Origin of the sequence: Paucibacter sp. Y2R2-4 (assembly GCF_025717535.1) — a bacterium.
Classification (GTDB): Bacteria; Pseudomonadota; Gammaproteobacteria; order Burkholderiales; family Burkholderiaceae_C; genus Paucibacter_A.
The window spans coordinates 169,498-184,783 of sequence record NZ_JAJIRO010000006.1; the positions used below are offsets into that span (position 1 = coordinate 169,498).

Consider the following 15,286-nt stretch of genomic DNA (forward strand, 5'->3'; position numbering starts at 1 on the left):
GTTCAACTTTTGTCTGCAGGCCTCGGTGCTTATGGTCCTCAAAACGAGGATGTGGGCTGCTATCGTCTCGCCCATGTCCATCCTGATTCTTGACGACGACCCCGATGTCGGCATCGCGGCCAAGCTGCTTTTGCAGCGGCGCTTTGGCCCGGTGCGCCTCTTGCAGCAGCCCGCCGATTTGAGCGCGGCGCTGGACGCTGAGCCGGTCGAACTGCTGCTCTTGGACATGAATTTCCTACCCGGCCGCATCGACGGTGCACAGGGCCAGGCGGTGCTGGCCGAGGTGATGCGGCGCGCGCAGCCGCCCGCCGTGATTGTGATGACGGCTTATGCGGAAGTGAACCTGGCCGTGGCCAGCCTGAAGGCCGGCGCCTTTGACTTCATCACCAAGCCCTGGAACAACGACAAGCTGCTCGCCACCGTGGCAGCGGCGCTGGCCAGCCGTCAGCCTAAAGCGGTGGTGGTGGCGGCGGCTTCGGCCTTGTTGGGCGAGTCGCGGGTGATGCATGAGTTGCGCTCGCTGATTCGCAGCGTGGCGCCGACCGAGGCCAATGTGTTGGTGCTGGGCGAGATGGGCTCGGGCAAGGAGTTGGTGGCACGCGAGATTCATGCTTTGTCCAAGCGGGCCGGCCAGACCTTTTTGTCGGTGGACCTGGGCGCCTTGAGCGACAGCACGCTGGAGAGCGAGCTCTTCGGTCACAAGCGCGGCAGCTTCACCGATGCGCGCAGCGAGCGCCTGGGGCGCTTCCAGGCCGCGCAGGGCGGCACGCTGTTCTTGGATGAGGTGGCGAATATGCCGCTGGCCGCGCAGGCCAAGTTGCTGACCGTGTTGGAGCGCCGCGAGGTGACTCCGCTGGGCGCCGATGCGGCGGTGCCGATTGATGTGCGCATCGTCAGCGCCACCAATCTGGACGAGGCCGCGCTCTTTGATGCGCAGCGCTTTCGCCCCGATTTACTCTACCGCCTGAACACCATCGTGCTGCGCCTGCCGCCGCTGCGCGAGCGACGCGAAGACATCCCCTTGCTGGCCCAGCATTACCTGGCCCATTACGCGGCGCAGTATCAAAAGCCCGATCGGTCGCTTTCGTCGCAGGCCCTGGCTGGCTTGATGGCACACGACTGGCACGGCAATGTGCGCGCGCTGCGCCATGCCTGTGAGCGCGCCGTGATCTTGGCGCCAGGTGAGCAGTTCGAATTAGCGGACTTCGCCTTGCAGCGGGCGCCCCAAGCTTCAGTTGCTTCGCCAGTTGCGTCGCCGGTCTTCGGTGATTCAGAAGAGGCCAGCCCGGCCATGCTGCCGCTCAGCGAGCGCGAGCGCGCCGCGCTGGAAGAGGCCATGCAGGCAGCCCAGGGCAATATCAGCCAGGCCGCGCGCCTGCTGGGCTTGAGCCGCGCGGCGCTTTACCGTCGCCTGGAGAAATATGGACTCTAGACGCCGCCTGCGACCCTGGCCCGCCGTGCTGGGCCTGGTCTTGATGCTGGTGGGCGCAGGCTTGGCCGGCTGGCAGCATGAGTCGCCTCGGCTGGCGGTCTTGGCGCTGCTGCCGGCCGTGGCCGGCTTGCTGCTCGCCTGGCGCTGGGGCCAGCGTGTGTTGGCGCAAATGGATTTGGACGCGCAGTCTCGGGAACAAGCGGGGCTCAGCTTTCAAGGCTCGGTCGATCAACTGACGCGGCAGCAAAACTTGGCGCTCGAATCCAGGCTGGAGCACGCGCCGGTGGCCCTGTGGCAATTGCAGGGTCAGGGGCCTGTGCAGGCGCTCAACAATGCGGCCCGTCGCATGCTGGCGCCCGGCGGCGCTCGCGATCGCGCGGACTTGCTGGCGCGCATTGCTGAGTATGCAAAGGCCGAGATACAAGGCTCCAGCGAGCACAGCGTCTTCAGCTATGAAAGCGAGCGAGGCACCGAGCGCTGCCTCTTGGCCAGCCGAGCTTTGGTGATGCAGCAGCAATCGGTGCGGCTCTTGGCGCTGATGCCGGTCGAGTCGGAGCTGGAGGCTGAGACCTTGAAGGCCTGGCGCCAGCTGGTGCATGTCTTGACGCACGAGATCATGAATTCGCTGACCCCGATTGCGTCGCTGTCGCGCACCGCGCAAGACTTGCTGCGTGAGGCGCCGCTGCCCGAAGCGGACCGGCAAGACCTGACCCTGGCGATGGACACCATTGCCCGCCGCGCCGATGCCTTGGCCACTTTTGTAGGCAACTACCGGCGTGTCAGCGAGTGGCCGGAGCCCAAGCTGGAGCCGATTCTGCTGAGCGAACTTTTTGCGCGCCTGGAGCAGATGGTGGCCGCGGACTGGCGCGCACGCGGCGGCGAGGCCAAGTTCGAGCTGGAGTCCCCAAGCCTGAGCCTTATGGCCGACGCGGGACAGCTCGAGCAGGCCCTGCTGAACCTGATCAAGAACGCCGCCCAAGCCTGCGCCGAGCAAGACAAGCCCCGGCTGACAGTGCGCGCCCGCTTGGTGCGAGGCGCGCGTCTCAGCCTGGAGGTGCGTGACAACGGCCCCGGCGTGCCCACTGGCATGGAGAACGACATCTTCCTGCCCTTTGTCAGCACCAAGCCTTCATCGCTGCAAGACAAGGCCGCTGGCGGCCAGGGCATTGGCCTGGCCGTGGTGCGCAATCTGGTCCACGGCATGGGCGGCAGCGTGCGCTACGTCAAGCCGGTCAGCGGCGGGGCTTGCTTTGTGCTGACGTTCTAAATCAGCGCAGGATGAGGAGGCTGAATCGCTCCCATGGCTGGCCTGCTGCGCCCCTGCTCGAAAGCCGCTTGGAACTGCGCTAGCCGGCTTGGCTTCTGCTCCAGCGCCCGCACCAGACAGACGGCGGCCGCGCCCTGCTCGGCGCAGGCTTTCACCTGCTCCGGCGCCAGAATGCCGCCAATCGCCACCACCGGGCAGCCGGCCATGCGCACCCACCAGGCCAGGTTGTCCATGCCTTGGGCCTGCCAGGGCATGGTCTTGGTGCTGGTGGGCCAGACTGGGCCGCAGGCGATGTAATGCGGCGCCAGGCTGCGTGCCCGCGCCAGCTCCCACAGGCTGTGGCTGGACAGGCCCAAGAGGGCGCCGCTGCTCAGGAGTCTTGCGCGCTCATCAGGGCTCAATGCACCCCAGTCTTCCTGACCCAGATGCAGGGCCTGGGCGCCTGCCGCCAGGGCGATCTGCCAGTGGTCATTGATCCATAGGCGACTCGGGCTGCCGGCCACGGCTTGCAAGGCAGCGTCGATGGCATCTCGCAGCTCTTGTTCGTCGCGCACCTGCTCGCGCTTGAGGCGCAGCTGGATCTGCGGCAGGCCTGCCGCCGCCAGCTCTGCCACCCGGGCCGGGCGCTCGGTGATGGCATACAAGCCCAGCGGCGAGTGGGGCTTGGGCTCACGCTGCAAGACTTCGGTCCAGCGCGCTAGCGTGGCGGCGTCCAGCGCTTCGGCGCCGAAGCTCATCACTGGCATGGCGCGCGGCTCACTCACAAAGTCGTCCAAGGCTCGCACCGGGCCGGCCCAGGCACCGGCCGCATAACCGTCACGTACCGCGCACCAGGTCGCCATCTTGGCCAACAGCACCGCGTCGGGCATGGCAAAACCGCGCGCGCTGGCCGCAGCTGCGGCGCTGGTGAAGCTGCAGCCGGTTCCGTGGTGGTGGGTGGAGGGCAAGCGTGGCAGCGCCAGATGGCCGCTGGCCAAGGGGCTGCTGAGCCAGTCGATGGCCAGCTCGTGTGCGGTGCTCGCATCATCGCCGCCGGTGATGCAGACGCTGACAGCGCCTAGCGCTTGCAGTCTCGCCGCCATGGCCTGCGGCTCGCCGCTGCCGGCGGCGAGACCCAGCAGCCGTTCGGCCTCGCGCCGGTTTGGGGTGAGCAGGTCGGTGCGCGGCAGCAAGTGCTCGCGGTAGGCTCGCAGCAAGGCCTCGTGACCGAAGTCGGCGCCGCCGGCGCTGGCGCTCAAGACCGGGTCCACCAGCAGGGCCACCGGCCCCTGCGCGCGCAAATGGTCGACAAATTCGCAAATCAATTCAACTTGCGCGGCCGAACCCAGCAGGCCGGTCTTGATGGCGCGCGGCCGCAGATCGCTGGCCAGGGCCTGCAACTGGGCGCGCAGCTGGTCGATGGGCACCGGCCACAGACCTTGCACGCCCAGCGAGTTCTGCGCCGTCAGCGTGGCCACGACCGGGCACAGATGCACGCCGAAGGCGGCGGCCATGCGCGCGTCGGCCGAGAGCCCGGCGCCGCCGCCGCTGTCATTGCCAGCGATGGACCAGATGATGGGTGGGGCCAGGTCTTGCGCCCAGCTCATGGGGCGTCCCCGAGCAAGAAGGCATGGCCGCTGACCGGGGTGGAAGGGACGGCGAAGTCTTGCGCCGACATCAAACCGGCGCGGTAAGCCTTTCGGCCGGCGCGAATCGCATCGCGGAAGGCTTCGGCCATGCTGACCGGGTCGGTGGCTTGTGACACCGCCGAGTTCAGTAGCACCGCATCGAAGCCCATTTCCATGGCCAGGGCCGCATGCGAGGGCGCGCCGATGCCGGCGTCGATGATCAGCGTCGCGTCCGGTAGACGCTCGCGCAGCACTCGAAGCGCATAGGGATTCAAGAGCCCTTGGCCAGAGCCGATGGGTGCGCCCCAGGGCATGAGTACCGGGCAGCCGGCGTCCAGCAGACGGCGGCACAAAACCAAATCGTCGGTGCAATAGGGCAGCACGGTGAAGCCCAGCTTGGCCAGTTCCTCAGCGGCCTTCAGCAACTCGAAGGGCTCGGGCTGCAAGGTGTGCTCGTCACCAATGACCTCCAGCTTGACCCAGGCGGTGCCGTAGAGCTCGCGCGCCATGCAGGCGAGTTGCACCGCTTCGCGAGCGCTGCGGCAGCCGGCCGTGTTGGGCAGCAGGTGCGCGCCTTGGGCTTGGGCGGCTTGCAGGGCCAGGGCGACGAAGCCGTTGTCGCCCTCGGCTTGCAGCGTGCGCTTGAGGCCGACGGTCAAGATCTGCGTGCCCGAGAGCTTGATCGCATGCACCAGCGTCTGCGGGCTGGGATAACCGGCGCTGCCCAGCAGAAAGCGGCTGTTCAGCGTGATGTCGCCGATCTTCCAGCTGTCATGGGTGTTCGTCATGGTGCTTCAGCCTCCCACAATGGCTTTGAAGAGCAGCACCTGGTCGCCGTCTTGCAAGCGTGTTTGTTCACGCGCCTCGCGGGCCACAAAGCGCCCGTTCAAGGCGGTGGCCACGCTCTCGGGCGCGCGCTGCAGATGAGTGAGCAGATCGCTGATGGCGCTGGGCGCGGGCAGTTGCAAGCGCTCGTCGTCCAGAAAAATCGTGATGCAAGGGGATGGTGCGGTATTCATGGGGACCTCTTCATTCGATGCTCAGATCGGCCAGCTCGCTTTGCGCCAGCAAGCGCTGTAGCAGGGCCGGCGCCAGCAGCCAGCCGTGGCGGTACAGGCCGTTCAGGCGCAGCAGGCCGGGCTCGCAGTGGCTGTGGGGATGGTTGTCGGGCAGGGCGGGGCGCAGATTGCGGTCCAGCCTGGTGATGCGGGCCTCGGCCAGCGCGGGCATCACGCTGTGCGCCGCCGCCATCAGTTCGACGGCGGTTTTGAGACTGACCGGGCTGCGGTCTTCGCTTTCGATTTCACTGGCGCCCAGCACCAGCTGATCGCGGCTGCGCGGCACCAGGTAGATGCGGTGGCGCGGGTGCAGCAGGCGCAGCGGACGGACTAGCCCGTGGTCGGGCAGGTCCAGCGTGATGACTTCGCCACGCACCCCGCGTAGCTGCGGCAGCTGCGGCTTGGCGCCGAGGCCGCGGGCGTCGAGAACCCATTCAAAGCGACGGGTTTCGCCAATGCTGAGTTGCAACCGGCCGACCTCGACGCTGCTGACTGTTTGCTCCCAATGCCAGCGCGCCTCGGTACGCGCGTGCAAGGCCGCCATCAGCTCGACCGGGTGGATCAAGCCCTCACCCGCCAGCGACCAGGCCTGCAGGCCTGGCAGCAGCGCAGGCTCAAGATTTGCCAGCTGAGCCGCACTCAAGGGCTGGGCTTGCGCCAAGCCGCTGGCGCGCAGCCGGCTCAGCACCCGCTCGGCCGCGCCCAGGTCTTGCCGGTGCGAGAGTAGGAGGCTGCCCTCCAGCGTCAGGCAAGACCTGACCCCCAAGGCCTCGGCAATGCCAGGCCAGAGCTGCAGCGAAGCAAATCCCAGCGCGGCGATCTCGGGCGAGGCCGCTTCCAGCTCCGCCATAGGGCTGAGCATGCCGGCGGCCGTGAAGGCGGCCGCACCTTGGCCGTCGAAGCGGGGATGCGCGTCGGGTGCCGGGTCGAAGACCTCGACCGCATGGCCGGCTCGGCTCAAGGCCCAGGCCGCCAGGCGCCCGACCAGGCCCGCGCCGGCGATTCCTATCGTGGCCACTTCGTTCAAGCCTTGTTGTCGTTGCCGCTGCTGTCCACGGCGATCGGGATGTAGATCTCGCCGCCCTGCGCTTTGAACTCCGCACTCTTTTGCGCCATGCCCTCGCTGTACTCGCGGACATCCTGGGTGATCTTCATCGAGCAGAACTTAGGGCCACACATGGAGCAGAAATGCGCCACCTTGGCGCTGTCCTTGGGCAGGGTTTCGTCGTGGAAGTCGCGTGCGGTTTCGGGGTCCAGGCCGAGGTTGAACTGGTCGGTCCAGCGGAAGTCAAAGCGCGCTTTCGACAAAGCATCGTCACGCGCCCGTGCCCCCGGGTGTCCCTTGGCTACATCGGCCGCGTGAGCGGCGATTTTGTAGGCCATCAGGCCGGCCTTGACGTCATCGCGGTTGGGCAAGCCCAGGTGTTCCTTGGGCGTGACGTAGCAAAGCATGGCGCAGCCGAACCAGCCGATCATGGCCGCGCCAATGCCGCTGGTGATGTGGTCGTAGCCGGGCGCGATGTCGGTGGTCAAGGGGCCGAGCGTGTAGAAGGGCGCTTCGTCGCAGTGCTTGAGCTGCTCGGTCATATTGGTCTGGATCAGGTGCATGGGCACGTGTCCTGGGCCTTCGATCAGCGTTTGCACCTCGTGCTTCCAAGCGATCTTCGTCAACTCGCCCAGCGTGCGCAGTTCGGCAAATTGCGCCTCGTCATTGGCGTCGGCCAAGGAGCCGGGCCGCAGGCCATCACCCAGCGAGAAGGTCACGTCATAGGCCTTCATGATTTCGCAGATCTCTTCGAAGTGCGTGTACAGGAAGTTCTCCTTGTGATGCGAGATGCACCACTTGGCGAGGATGGAGCCGCCGCGCGAGACGATGCCGGTGCGGCGTTTCACCGTCATCGGAATAAAGGGCAGGCGCAGGCCGGCGTGGATGGTGAAGTAGTCCACGCCTTGCTCGGCTTGCTCGATCAGGGTGTCGCGGAACAGCGCCCAAGTCAGGTCTTCGGCCACGCCGCCGACCTTCTCCAGTGCTTGATAAATCGGCACGGTGCCGATGGGCACGGGGCTGTTGCGGATGATCCAGTCGCGGGTGGTGTGGATGTTGCGGCCGGTGGACAGGTCCATCACCGTGTCGGCGCCCCAGCGGGTCGACCAGACCAGCTTCTCCACTTCTTCCTCGATGGACGAGGTGACGGCCGAGTTGCCGATATTGGCGTTCACCTTTACCAGGAAGTTGCGGCCGATGATCATCGGCTCCAGCTCCGTGTGGTTGATATTGGCCGGGATCACCGCGCGGCCTCGCGCCACCTCGTCGCGCACAAACTCGGGTGTGATCAGCTCAGGGATGCTGGCGCCAAAAGAGTTGCCGCGCAGTCGGGCTTCGCGCTCGGCGTCTTGCTGGTACTCGCGCATCCACTCGAGCATTTGGTTCTCGCGGATGGCGATGTACTCCATCTCGGGTGTGACGATGCCGCGACGCGCATAGTGCATCTGGGTGACGTTGGCGCCTTGGACGGCTCGGCGCGGCTGGCGGCGCAGGCCGGCGCTCATCTGCATCAGCTGCTCTTGCTGGCTGGCTTCGCGCAGGCCGTCGTCGATCAGTTGGATGGGTCGGCCCTCGTAGACCTCGGTGTCGCCGCGCGCTTCCACCCAAGGGGCGCGGGTTGCGGGCAGGCCGGTCTTGACGTCGATAGCCGCTGAAACATCGGTGTAGGGGCCGGAGGTGTCATAGACGCTGACCACCTCGCCGTTGCTCAAACTGATGGCTCGCATCGGCACGCGCAGCTCGGGGTGGCGCTCGCCAGCGATGTAGATCTTGCTGGAGCCGGGCAGCGGGGTGCGCGTCAGTTCCAGGCTGGAGTTCAGGGCCTTGATGGTGTTCAGGCCGGGGTCGGTCACGGTGTTCATGGTCAGCGTCCTCGTTGGCTTGGGGCTGCTACGAGGGCTGATTTCGGGCCGGTGTGTGGACCTTGGCGCCGGAAGGGGCTGGCCCCAAGCCGCGAACCCATGGCAGGTTTGGCTGCTGGCCAGGGGCAGGGGCCTTGGAGATGCAGAAACGGGGTGGAGGCGGCTGCCGCAAGCCTGAAAAAGGACTTGTTGCGACAGCGGCCGGCCCCGGAGCTTCTCCAGGGCCCGCAACCCCTGAGCAGGGGGACGGGCTCTTCTTACGCCGGTATCAACCGGATCAAGTTCAGCGGGTCTATGGCTTCCACCACATCTCAGCCCGGCATCTCGTCAATGTTCGTTTGAACAAAACAACATGCAGCAGGGCACCCCGGAGCAAGCGCGCAGTATAGATGCGCATTTGTTCATGCTTGAGCGAGCACTTCAGTGAAAACCCGACACTCAAACAGGTGGGGCCTGTGCCTACACTGCCGGCCTCTGGCGTCGCCGTATTGCGCCCTCTGATGTGATTGGCTTTGTGTTGGAGTGTCTCTTCATGTTTCGACGCTTGCGCCCGGCGGTGATGACGGTCCTGGGCATTTTTTTGGCGCTTGCTCTGCAGACGCAAACTCAGGCGCAAATCCCCGCGTCGACGGGCAATGCTCCCAGCCCCGCTGCAGCCAGTGCTGAAGAGCGGGCCCAGCAGCAGGCCGACAAAGTTTTTACTTGGATTCGCTTGCACGCCGAGAAGCCGCAGACCAAGCGCAATGCGCCCGCCGCTGAGCCGTCGCCCGCTAACAATGCCAGCGCGCAAGCCAAGGCGGTGGCCAAGCCGGCGGGCAAGCCAGCACCAGCTCCTGCCAATGCCCCGATCACAGCGAGTTCGGCCGTGGGCTCAGCGATAGCGGCCTCAGCTTTGCCGCAACAGCAAGAGGCGAGGTCCGCCGCGATCGACGCCGCCGCCAGCGCGCCGGTTCAGGCCACGGTCTTGGCCGCAGCCAGCCTGGCGAGCCCGGCCAATCCTATCCAGGCCTTGCCGGAGCCGGCCGCCAAACCCGCGCCAGAGCCTGAACCTGCGCCATTGAAACTGCTGCACAAGGTGGATCCCGAAGTGCCGCGTCAGTTGCAGCGCGACTTCCGCGGGGGCACGGTCTTGCTGCGCTTCACCGTCATGGCCGATGGCTCGGTCGAGCAAGCCGAAGCTGTCAACGCCAGCAACAAGCGCCTGGCGTCGGCCGCAGTGGCGGCGCTTTCACAATGGCGCTTTGCGCCGATCGATGCACCACGCGTGGCCTCGGTGGAGATCGGCTTTCAAGTCGAGTAGCGCCGATCCTAGGCTTGCCGATCGGATAGGCAAACACTGCTTCGTCATGTTTGCGTTTGGTTGCAAATAATCAATCACGCAATGAAAGTCGAATCTCACTAGAATTCGACCATCCATCTGCTAGGACGGATGCCCCGATCCAAACTTTGGGCGGGTGCTTGTCAATGTCGGCGCCAGGCTTAACGTCAAATCCATGCAAGATTTACCCTCAAGCGCGCTCGTTCAAGTGGCCGCCTATTTTCAGGTCTTGTCGGAGCCCACGCGCCTGCAGATCCTGAATCTCTTACGTCAGCAAGAGCGCAAGGTCGGCGAGCTGGCTGAGTTGTGCAATTTCAGTGCCGCCAACGTATCGCGTCATTTGAGCGTGCTGCAGCAGCACGGCTTTGTTGAGCGCGAGAGTCGTGGCACCAGCGCCTTCTACCGCATTGCCGACCCTTCCGTCTATGACTTGTGCGACCTGGTCTGTGGCAGCATCGCCAGGCGCGGCGAGCTGGAGGCTCAGCAAAGGGCGGTGTTCAAGTCGGTGCGTTAAGGCTTGGGCTGTTGTATGCAGTTGGGTTCGCAGTATCCACACCCGGGGCCAGAAACAGCTGTTGGCTTGCAGCAGCCCAAGGCAACTCAGCGTAAGCGCTAGTCTCGGCGGACTCCATCAGGACTATGCTGTCCTGAGCCAACGGAGACCTCTCATGCACAACAACTCGCTGCAGCCCGCGTACCTGAACTCACTCTTGACCGCGGGAGCGAATCTCGAGCTGAGCTACAACGATTTGGCTCCGCATGCCAGCGACCGGATGGCCTCGGCCTTGGCGATCGCAAAGCATGCGAAGGAGACTGAGCGCCAGGTGAAGTTCATCGCCATCAGTGCCAGTACGGTGGGACTCAAGAGCCTGGCCGATGCGGGTGGCGGCTTTGTGACCTTCGCGCTCGTCAACTGAGGCGCCGCTTATTTCGCTCTCACTGGCTGATATGGGACTTGCGCCGCAGCAACAGCGCTGCGATACCCAGGCTCGTCAGCAACAGCGTGCCAGGCTCCGGGACGGGTGCTTGGGTGAAGTGGATGTTGTCCAGACCGGTGGAGCCTAGATTGTTCAGGTAGAAGTGGACGGTGCCGCTGCCGGTCAGCGCGCTGCTCATTGGCTGATAGACCGTTTGAGGGTTCAGCGTTGCCGAGAAGGACAGCAGATTGGGCGTGTCGAAGCTGCCTTGATCGTCCCAGATGCGGATGTCGGTGCTGTAGGAGCCGCTGGACCAGGTGGCAATCTCAAAGCTTTGCAGTTGGAGGCTCCAGCCGGCATCGGGTACCAAATCAATTTGGTAGGGCACGTTGAAGGCCCCATGACCCAAAGCGCCCAGCAAGGAGGCATAGCCGCTGGACCAAATGGAAGCAAGGCCGGCATTGTTGAGGGTGGTGAAACCAAGTTCAATATTGGGTGTCCAACCAGCGCCCTCGATGTAACTGGCACCGTTTTGTTCTGTGCTCACGATACGGTCACCATAGCTTGCCAAACCTCCGCTGCCGAAGCTTGAACTGAAGGTCAGGATCGTCGCTTCTGCGTTGATCGAGCTCAGAAGCAGGGCAGCGATGGGCAGCAGTTTTTGCGTGTTCAACATGGCGGGTACCTCTGACGTTGGCAAGGTGTTGCTGGGGCTTTGCTTCGGATCGGCTTTCGCAACGATGCAAGCGAGGCCCAGGGTAGCTTCGAGGTGGGTCTGGGTAAATCCCTTGGTGTTCGGTCAAGCTAGGGGGGCGGTAGTATCTCGCTTCTGCTGGCTTGAATCAGCCCTGCCCCGGGCAACTCGACAGTGCCCCTGCCAAAGCCTCCAAAAAGACCCGGGTGCGCAGCGGCATCAAGCGGCGCTCTGGGAATACGGCCCAGCAGGGCACCGGGGCCAGACACCAGTCCGGCAAGATGCGCACCAGCTCGCCGCGGGCCACGTAGTCCTGGGCGAAATGTTCGCCGACGGCGGTGATGCCCACATCCGCACAGGCCATTCTCAGCAGCAGATCGGGGGCGTTCACCAGAGTGCGGCGGCCCGGCAGGCCTTGCCAGCGCAGATCGGCTTCGCCATCGCCTTGGCTTTTGCGCAAGTCCCAAGCCATGGGCTCGCCGGAGCGACTCAGAATCATCAGGCCGTGGGCGTCTTGCAAGGCTTCGGGCAGCAAAGGTTCGCCATGGGCTTGCAGATAGGCCGGCGAGGCATACAGGCCGTTGCTGAACAAGGCCAGGCGGCGCGCGGCCAGCTGGCTGTCTTCGGGCAAGGGGCCCATGCGCACCGCCAGGTCGAAGCCTTCGGCAATCAGGTCCACCCGTCGGGGTGAGAGGTCCAGGGACAGCATCACCTCGGGGTAGTCCAGCACAAAGCGGCTGAGCATGCGGCTCAAAGCCAGATTGGCCAGATCGCCGGGCATCGAAACGCGCAGCCGGCCACTCGGCCGCTGCTGGCGGTGCAGAGCCAGGGCCAGGGCGCCATCCACCTCGCCGGCCAGGGCGCGGGCGTGCTCCAAAACGCCGGTGCCGAACTCGGTCAGGGTCAGGCTGCGAGTGCTGCGCTGCAAGAGCTTTTCACCCAAGCGCAGCTCCAGCGCCGCGACCCGGCGCGAGACCGTGGATTTGGGTAGATGTACCCGCTCGGCCGCGCGGCTGAAGCTGCCGGCCTCCACGACACGGGCAAAGAGCAAAAGGTCGTCAGCGTCGAGGCTCATGGTTTGTTTGGCTTTGATTGGTGCATTGGTGGAACGATGTTATCCAATTGAATGGCTTCTGGTGCAAATAGAACATCAATACAGTGAGGCCATCGTCAACACAAGACGCCCACTGAGCGAAACAAAGAAGGACCCAAGCCATGAAGATTCTGCAAATCAACTCCAGCGCCCGCCGCCTGCAAGAAGACGGCCAAGGCTCCAACTCCACCCGCCTGGCCAATGAGCTGGTGGCGAATCTGCTGAGCCAAGCCCAGGCGCAGGCCCAGTCTGCCGAATTTGAAGTCTTGGATCTGGCCGTGCAGCCGCATCCGGTGCTGGACGAAGCCGCGTTGCAAGCGATGTTCACCCCGGCCGAAAACCGCAGCGCGGCTCAAGCCGAGCGGGTGGCCTTGGACATGGCCTTGGTGGAACAGCTGCGCGCCGCCGATGTGCTGGTGCTGGCGGTGCCCATGATCAACTTCGGCGTGCCGGCGCAGCTGAAGAACTGGATCGATGCGGTGGCCAAGGCCGGCGTCACCTTCCGCTACACCGCCAACGGCCCCGAGGGCTTGGTGACCGGTAAAAAGGTCTTTGTGGTGCTGACCCGCGGTGGCATCTACCGCGACCAAGCGGCCGACACCATGGTGCCTTATCTGCGCACCGTGCTGGGTTTCATGGGCATGGGTGATGTGGAATTCATCTATGCCGAAGGCTTGGCCATGGGGCCGGAGTCTGAAGCCCGCGGCCTGGTAGCGGCGCGCGAACAGATCGCCGCGCTGAGCGCTTGAATCCGGCGAAGCCAATCGTTAGAAGGAAACGGAGCCCTGGGATGAACAAGACCGATCGCAAGACCAAGACCTGGCTGCGCCGCGCCGCGCTGCTCTTGTTGGCCCTGCCTTTGCTGGCGGCCGGCTCGGCCAAGTTGGCCGGCGTGCCGCAGCTGCATGTCAGCTTTGCGCTGATGGGCCTGCCCGCCTGGTTTGGCTATTTCATCGGTGCGGCTGAGGTGGCCGGAGCCATTGGCTTGTTTTTCCGGCCCTTGCGGGCCTGGGCGGCGTCTGGCATTGCGGTGGTGATGTTGGGGGCCTTGGGCTTCCATGCTTTGTACACGCCGCTGAGCCAAGGCATTCCCGCCTTGATCTTGCTCGGCCTGAGTTTGGCTTTTGCTCGGCGCAGCCCTGAGCACACACAATCAGCGTTTTCTGTTTGCTTGCAATAAAGAAGAAAGAGAGGCAGTTCATGACCGCCACGAATCAAACCCTGAGGCAACCGCGCGCGGTGGAGCGTCTGATCGCAGGCCAGGCCACCAGTGACGGCGCCGGCGTCAAACTGACCCGCGTCTTGACGCAAAACCTGCAGCGCCGCCTCGACCCCTTTTTGATGTTGGATGCCTTTGGCTCGGACAAGGCGGACGACTACATTGCCGGCTTTCCCGACCATCCGCACCGCGGCTTCGAGACCATCACTTACATGCTGGAAGGCCGCATGCGCCACCGCGATTCAGCTGGCAACGAAGGCCTGCTGGGCAATGGCGGTGTGCAGTGGATGACCGCCGGGCGCGGCGTGATCCACAGCGAGCTGCCCGAGCAGGAAGAGGGCCGCATGGAAGGCTTTCAGCTCTGGCTGAACCTGCCCAGCTTCGACAAGATGCGCGCGCCTTGGTACCGCGACATTCCTAGCGCGCAGATCCCGGAGTTTGAGCAGGACGGCGTCAAGGTGCGGGTCATTGCGGGCGAGAGCCACGGCGTCGCTGGCGCGGTGCAGCGCGATCACACCGAGCCGTTGTATCTGGATTTGCATTTGGCCCCCGGTGCACGCTTCAGCCAGGCCTTGCCTGAAATCCATAACGCCTTCGTTTATGTGTACCGTGGCGAGTTGCAGTTCGATGCGGGCGTGCTGGTGCCGCAGCAGCGCATGGCGCTGATGGCCAACACGCCGGGCAGCGATGGTCTGAGCTTCATCGCCGGAGAGTCGGGCGCGCGCGCCATTCTGGTGGCGGGCCGACCCTTGAACGAGCCGATTGCGCAGCATGGGCCTTTTGTGATGAATACCCAGGCCGAGCTGATTCAGGCGGTCAGGGATTTTCAGGCCGGCGTTCTGGCTTGATGCCGAAGCCGCATTGATCTTGCGGCCGGACCCAATGGCATCGTCGGCGCGCGCACAGCGCACCGGCGATGCTTTGCTTTGAAGAGCTGTGCGCTATTGCAGCCATCGCTGCATCCTGTCAGCGAATCGCCGATTTTGAGGCGTTATCCTGCAGGCTTTGGGTGTTGACCAGAGGCGATGAGGGCAAAGCGGGTGATGCGGTGGATGGCAGTCTTGGTCCTGGGGAGCGCGTCTTTTTGGCGCGCCGAGGCGGCCAGTTTGCGGGTTTTGGTCGACACCAGTGCCTCGATGCCCTATGCCAAGTTTGAGGCCGGCGAATTGCGCTCCGGCCTGAGCCACGCCTTGGGTGTGGAATTGGCGCGCCGCCTGGGGCGGGACGCGCAGTTCGTGCCGGTGGCACGCAAGCGTTTGGGGCAGGCGCTGCTGGCGGGCGAGGCCGATCTGGTTTGCGGTTACGCGCAGGCCTGGCTCAGCGGCCCGCTGCTGTGGAGCCGGCCTTTTGCTCAGCATGTCGATCTGGTGGTGACGCGCGCGGATGTGCCGGCGCCGCAGCACTTGCAAGACCTGTCCGGGCAGATGATAGGCAGCATTGCGGGTTTCAAATACCTCAGCTTGGAGCGTGCGCTTGGCCCGCAGTTTGTTCGCGATGACGGGCCGGATGCACAAGCCTTGTTGCGTCGCTTGCAGGCCAAGCGCATCCAGCACGCCATCGTCAGCCGCAGCTATCTCGATTTCCAGCGCCAGATCGGCGCCTTCAGCTTGCCGCTGCATACGCCCTTGGTGCTGCAAAGCACCGAGCTGCGCTGCGCGCTTTCGCCCCAAGCACTGCAATCCGGCTTGAATCTGGCGCAAATCGATGCGGCTCTGCTGGGCATGCAAAAGGATGGGTTCCTCTCGGGCTCGCCGGATTGAATGGGTGTCAGAGC

16 protein-coding genes and 1 riboswitch are annotated in these 15,286 nt (G+C 64.7%); of the genes, 9 read left to right on the forward strand and 7 right to left on the reverse strand.

Annotated features, from left to right (window positions below; translation table 11 throughout):
* Positions 1-73: 73 nt before the first annotated feature.
* A complete protein-coding gene (locus LNV06_RS21755; protein ID WP_263540410.1) occupies positions 74-1,432 on the forward strand; it encodes a sigma-54-dependent transcriptional regulator in 1,359 nt (452 codons plus the stop codon).
* Positions 1,422-2,699 carry a sensor histidine kinase gene (locus LNV06_RS21760; RefSeq protein ID WP_263540411.1) on the forward strand — a complete coding sequence of 426 codons (1,278 nt, stop codon included), beginning with the start codon at positions 1,422-1,424 and terminating at the stop codon, positions 2,697-2,699. The genes LNV06_RS21755 and LNV06_RS21760 overlap by 11 nt, the downstream gene beginning before the upstream one ends.
* On the opposite strand, the gene LNV06_RS21765 is transcribed toward LNV06_RS21760, so the two are convergent.
* The 5 genes from LNV06_RS21765 to thiC are packed head-to-tail and all read right to left on the reverse strand — an operon-like array spanning position 2,696 to position 8,271.
* Complete coding sequence (locus LNV06_RS21765; RefSeq protein WP_263540412.1) at positions 2,696-4,285, reverse strand: bifunctional hydroxymethylpyrimidine kinase/phosphomethylpyrimidine kinase; 1,590 nt, start codon at positions 4,283-4,285, stop codon at positions 2,696-2,698. The genes LNV06_RS21760 and LNV06_RS21765 overlap by 4 nt on opposite strands.
* Positions 4,282-5,094 carry a thiazole synthase gene (locus tag LNV06_RS21770; RefSeq protein ID WP_263540413.1) on the reverse strand — a complete coding sequence of 271 codons (813 nt, stop codon included), beginning with the start codon at positions 5,092-5,094 and terminating at the stop codon, positions 4,282-4,284. The genes LNV06_RS21765 and LNV06_RS21770 overlap by 4 nt, the downstream gene beginning before the upstream one ends.
* A 6-nt stretch (positions 5,095-5,100) precedes the next feature.
* Positions 5,101-5,325: a sulfur carrier protein ThiS gene (gene thiS, locus LNV06_RS21775; protein ID WP_263540414.1), complete on the reverse strand. Its 225-nt coding sequence runs from the start codon at positions 5,323-5,325 to the stop codon at positions 5,101-5,103.
* 10 nt (positions 5,326-5,335) lie between these two features.
* Entirely contained in the window at positions 5,336-6,382 is a 1,047-nt protein-coding gene (locus LNV06_RS21780; RefSeq protein ID WP_263540415.1) for an FAD-dependent oxidoreductase, read from the reverse strand.
* A 5-nt stretch (positions 6,383-6,387) separates the two neighbouring features.
* Complete coding sequence (gene thiC, locus LNV06_RS21785) at positions 6,388-8,271, reverse strand: phosphomethylpyrimidine synthase ThiC (RefSeq protein ID WP_318013548.1); 1,884 nt, start codon at positions 8,269-8,271, stop codon at positions 6,388-6,390.
* A gap of 237 nt (positions 8,272-8,508) precedes the next feature.
* Positions 8,509-8,651, reverse strand: a riboswitch (TPP riboswitch).
* Between the two features lie 152 nt (positions 8,652-8,803).
* Between thiC and LNV06_RS21790 the strand changes: the two genes are divergently transcribed.
* From LNV06_RS21790 to LNV06_RS21800, 3 genes are all read left to right on the forward strand, one after another.
* Positions 8,804-9,571 carry a TonB family protein gene (locus LNV06_RS21790; RefSeq protein WP_263540416.1) on the forward strand — a complete coding sequence of 256 codons (768 nt, stop codon included), beginning with the start codon at positions 8,804-8,806 and terminating at the stop codon, positions 9,569-9,571.
* A 193-nt stretch (positions 9,572-9,764) separates the two neighbouring features.
* A complete protein-coding gene (locus LNV06_RS21795) occupies positions 9,765-10,103 on the forward strand; it encodes an ArsR/SmtB family transcription factor (RefSeq protein WP_263540417.1) in 339 nt (112 codons plus the stop codon).
* Positions 10,104-10,257: 154 nt separating this feature from the next.
* On the forward strand, positions 10,258-10,506 hold the full coding sequence (locus LNV06_RS21800) for a hypothetical protein (protein WP_263540418.1): 249 nt from the start codon (positions 10,258-10,260) through the stop codon (positions 10,504-10,506).
* Between the two features lie 19 nt (positions 10,507-10,525).
* On the opposite strand, the gene LNV06_RS21805 is transcribed toward LNV06_RS21800, so the two are convergent.
* Both LNV06_RS21805 and LNV06_RS21810 read right to left on the reverse strand, forming a co-directional pair.
* Positions 10,526-11,182, reverse strand: coding sequence for a PEP-CTERM sorting domain-containing protein (locus LNV06_RS21805; RefSeq protein ID WP_263540419.1), 657 nt, complete (start codon positions 11,180-11,182; stop codon positions 10,526-10,528).
* A 166-nt stretch (positions 11,183-11,348) separates the two neighbouring features.
* A complete protein-coding gene (locus tag LNV06_RS21810; protein WP_263540420.1) occupies positions 11,349-12,275 on the reverse strand; it encodes a LysR family transcriptional regulator in 927 nt (308 codons plus the stop codon).
* A 140-nt stretch (positions 12,276-12,415) separates the two neighbouring features.
* Between LNV06_RS21810 and LNV06_RS21815 the strand changes: the two genes are divergently transcribed.
* The 4 genes from LNV06_RS21815 to LNV06_RS21830 all read left to right on the forward strand — a co-directional run bounded on the left by LNV06_RS21815 (position 12,416) and on the right by LNV06_RS21830 (position 15,272).
* Positions 12,416-13,042, forward strand: coding sequence for an FMN-dependent NADH-azoreductase (locus tag LNV06_RS21815; RefSeq protein ID WP_263540421.1), 627 nt, complete (start codon positions 12,416-12,418; stop codon positions 13,040-13,042).
* 41 nt (positions 13,043-13,083) lie between these two features.
* On the forward strand, positions 13,084-13,473 hold the full coding sequence (locus LNV06_RS21820) for a DoxX family protein (protein WP_263540422.1): 390 nt from the start codon (positions 13,084-13,086) through the stop codon (positions 13,471-13,473).
* 20 nt (positions 13,474-13,493) lie between these two features.
* Positions 13,494-14,360, forward strand: a complete 867-nt coding sequence (locus LNV06_RS21825) for a pirin family protein (RefSeq protein ID WP_263540423.1) — start codon at positions 13,494-13,496, stop codon at positions 14,358-14,360.
* A gap of 204 nt (positions 14,361-14,564) precedes the next feature.
* A complete protein-coding gene (locus tag LNV06_RS21830) occupies positions 14,565-15,272 on the forward strand; it encodes a substrate-binding periplasmic protein (RefSeq protein ID WP_263540424.1) in 708 nt (235 codons plus the stop codon).
* Positions 15,273-15,286 lie beyond the last annotated feature (14 nt).

Coding starts and splice junctions, on each gene's coding strand:
- LNV06_RS21810 (WP_263540420.1), bottom strand. CDS start 12,275: ATGAGCCTCGACGCTGACGACCTTTTGCTCTTTGCCCGTGTCGTGGAG.
- LNV06_RS21825 (WP_263540423.1), top strand. CDS start 13,494: ATGACCGCCACGAATCAAACCCTGAGGCAACCGCGCGCGGTGGAGCGT.
- LNV06_RS21770 (WP_263540413.1), bottom strand. CDS start 5,094: ATGACGAACACCCATGACAGCTGGAAGATCGGCGACATCACGCTGAAC.
- LNV06_RS21805 (WP_263540419.1), bottom strand. CDS start 11,182: ATGTTGAACACGCAAAAACTGCTGCCCATCGCTGCCCTGCTTCTGAGC.
- LNV06_RS21830 (WP_263540424.1), top strand. CDS start 14,565: ATGGCAGTCTTGGTCCTGGGGAGCGCGTCTTTTTGGCGCGCCGAGGCG.
- LNV06_RS21800 (WP_263540418.1), top strand. CDS start 10,258: ATGCACAACAACTCGCTGCAGCCCGCGTACCTGAACTCACTCTTGACC.
- thiC (WP_318013548.1), bottom strand. CDS start 8,271: ATGAACACCGTGACCGACCCCGGCCTGAACACCATCAAGGCCCTGAAC.
- LNV06_RS21755 (WP_263540410.1), top strand. CDS start 74: ATGTCCATCCTGATTCTTGACGACGACCCCGATGTCGGCATCGCGGCC.
- LNV06_RS21765 (WP_263540412.1), bottom strand. CDS start 4,285: ATGAGCTGGGCGCAAGACCTGGCCCCACCCATCATCTGGTCCATCGCT.
- LNV06_RS21790 (WP_263540416.1), top strand. CDS start 8,804: ATGTTTCGACGCTTGCGCCCGGCGGTGATGACGGTCCTGGGCATTTTT.
- LNV06_RS21760 (WP_263540411.1), top strand. CDS start 1,422: ATGGACTCTAGACGCCGCCTGCGACCCTGGCCCGCCGTGCTGGGCCTG.
- LNV06_RS21820 (WP_263540422.1), top strand. CDS start 13,084: ATGAACAAGACCGATCGCAAGACCAAGACCTGGCTGCGCCGCGCCGCG.
- thiS (WP_263540414.1), bottom strand. CDS start 5,325: ATGAATACCGCACCATCCCCTTGCATCACGATTTTTCTGGACGACGAG.
- LNV06_RS21815 (WP_263540421.1), top strand. CDS start 12,416: ATGAAGATTCTGCAAATCAACTCCAGCGCCCGCCGCCTGCAAGAAGAC.
- LNV06_RS21795 (WP_263540417.1), top strand. CDS start 9,765: ATGCAAGATTTACCCTCAAGCGCGCTCGTTCAAGTGGCCGCCTATTTT.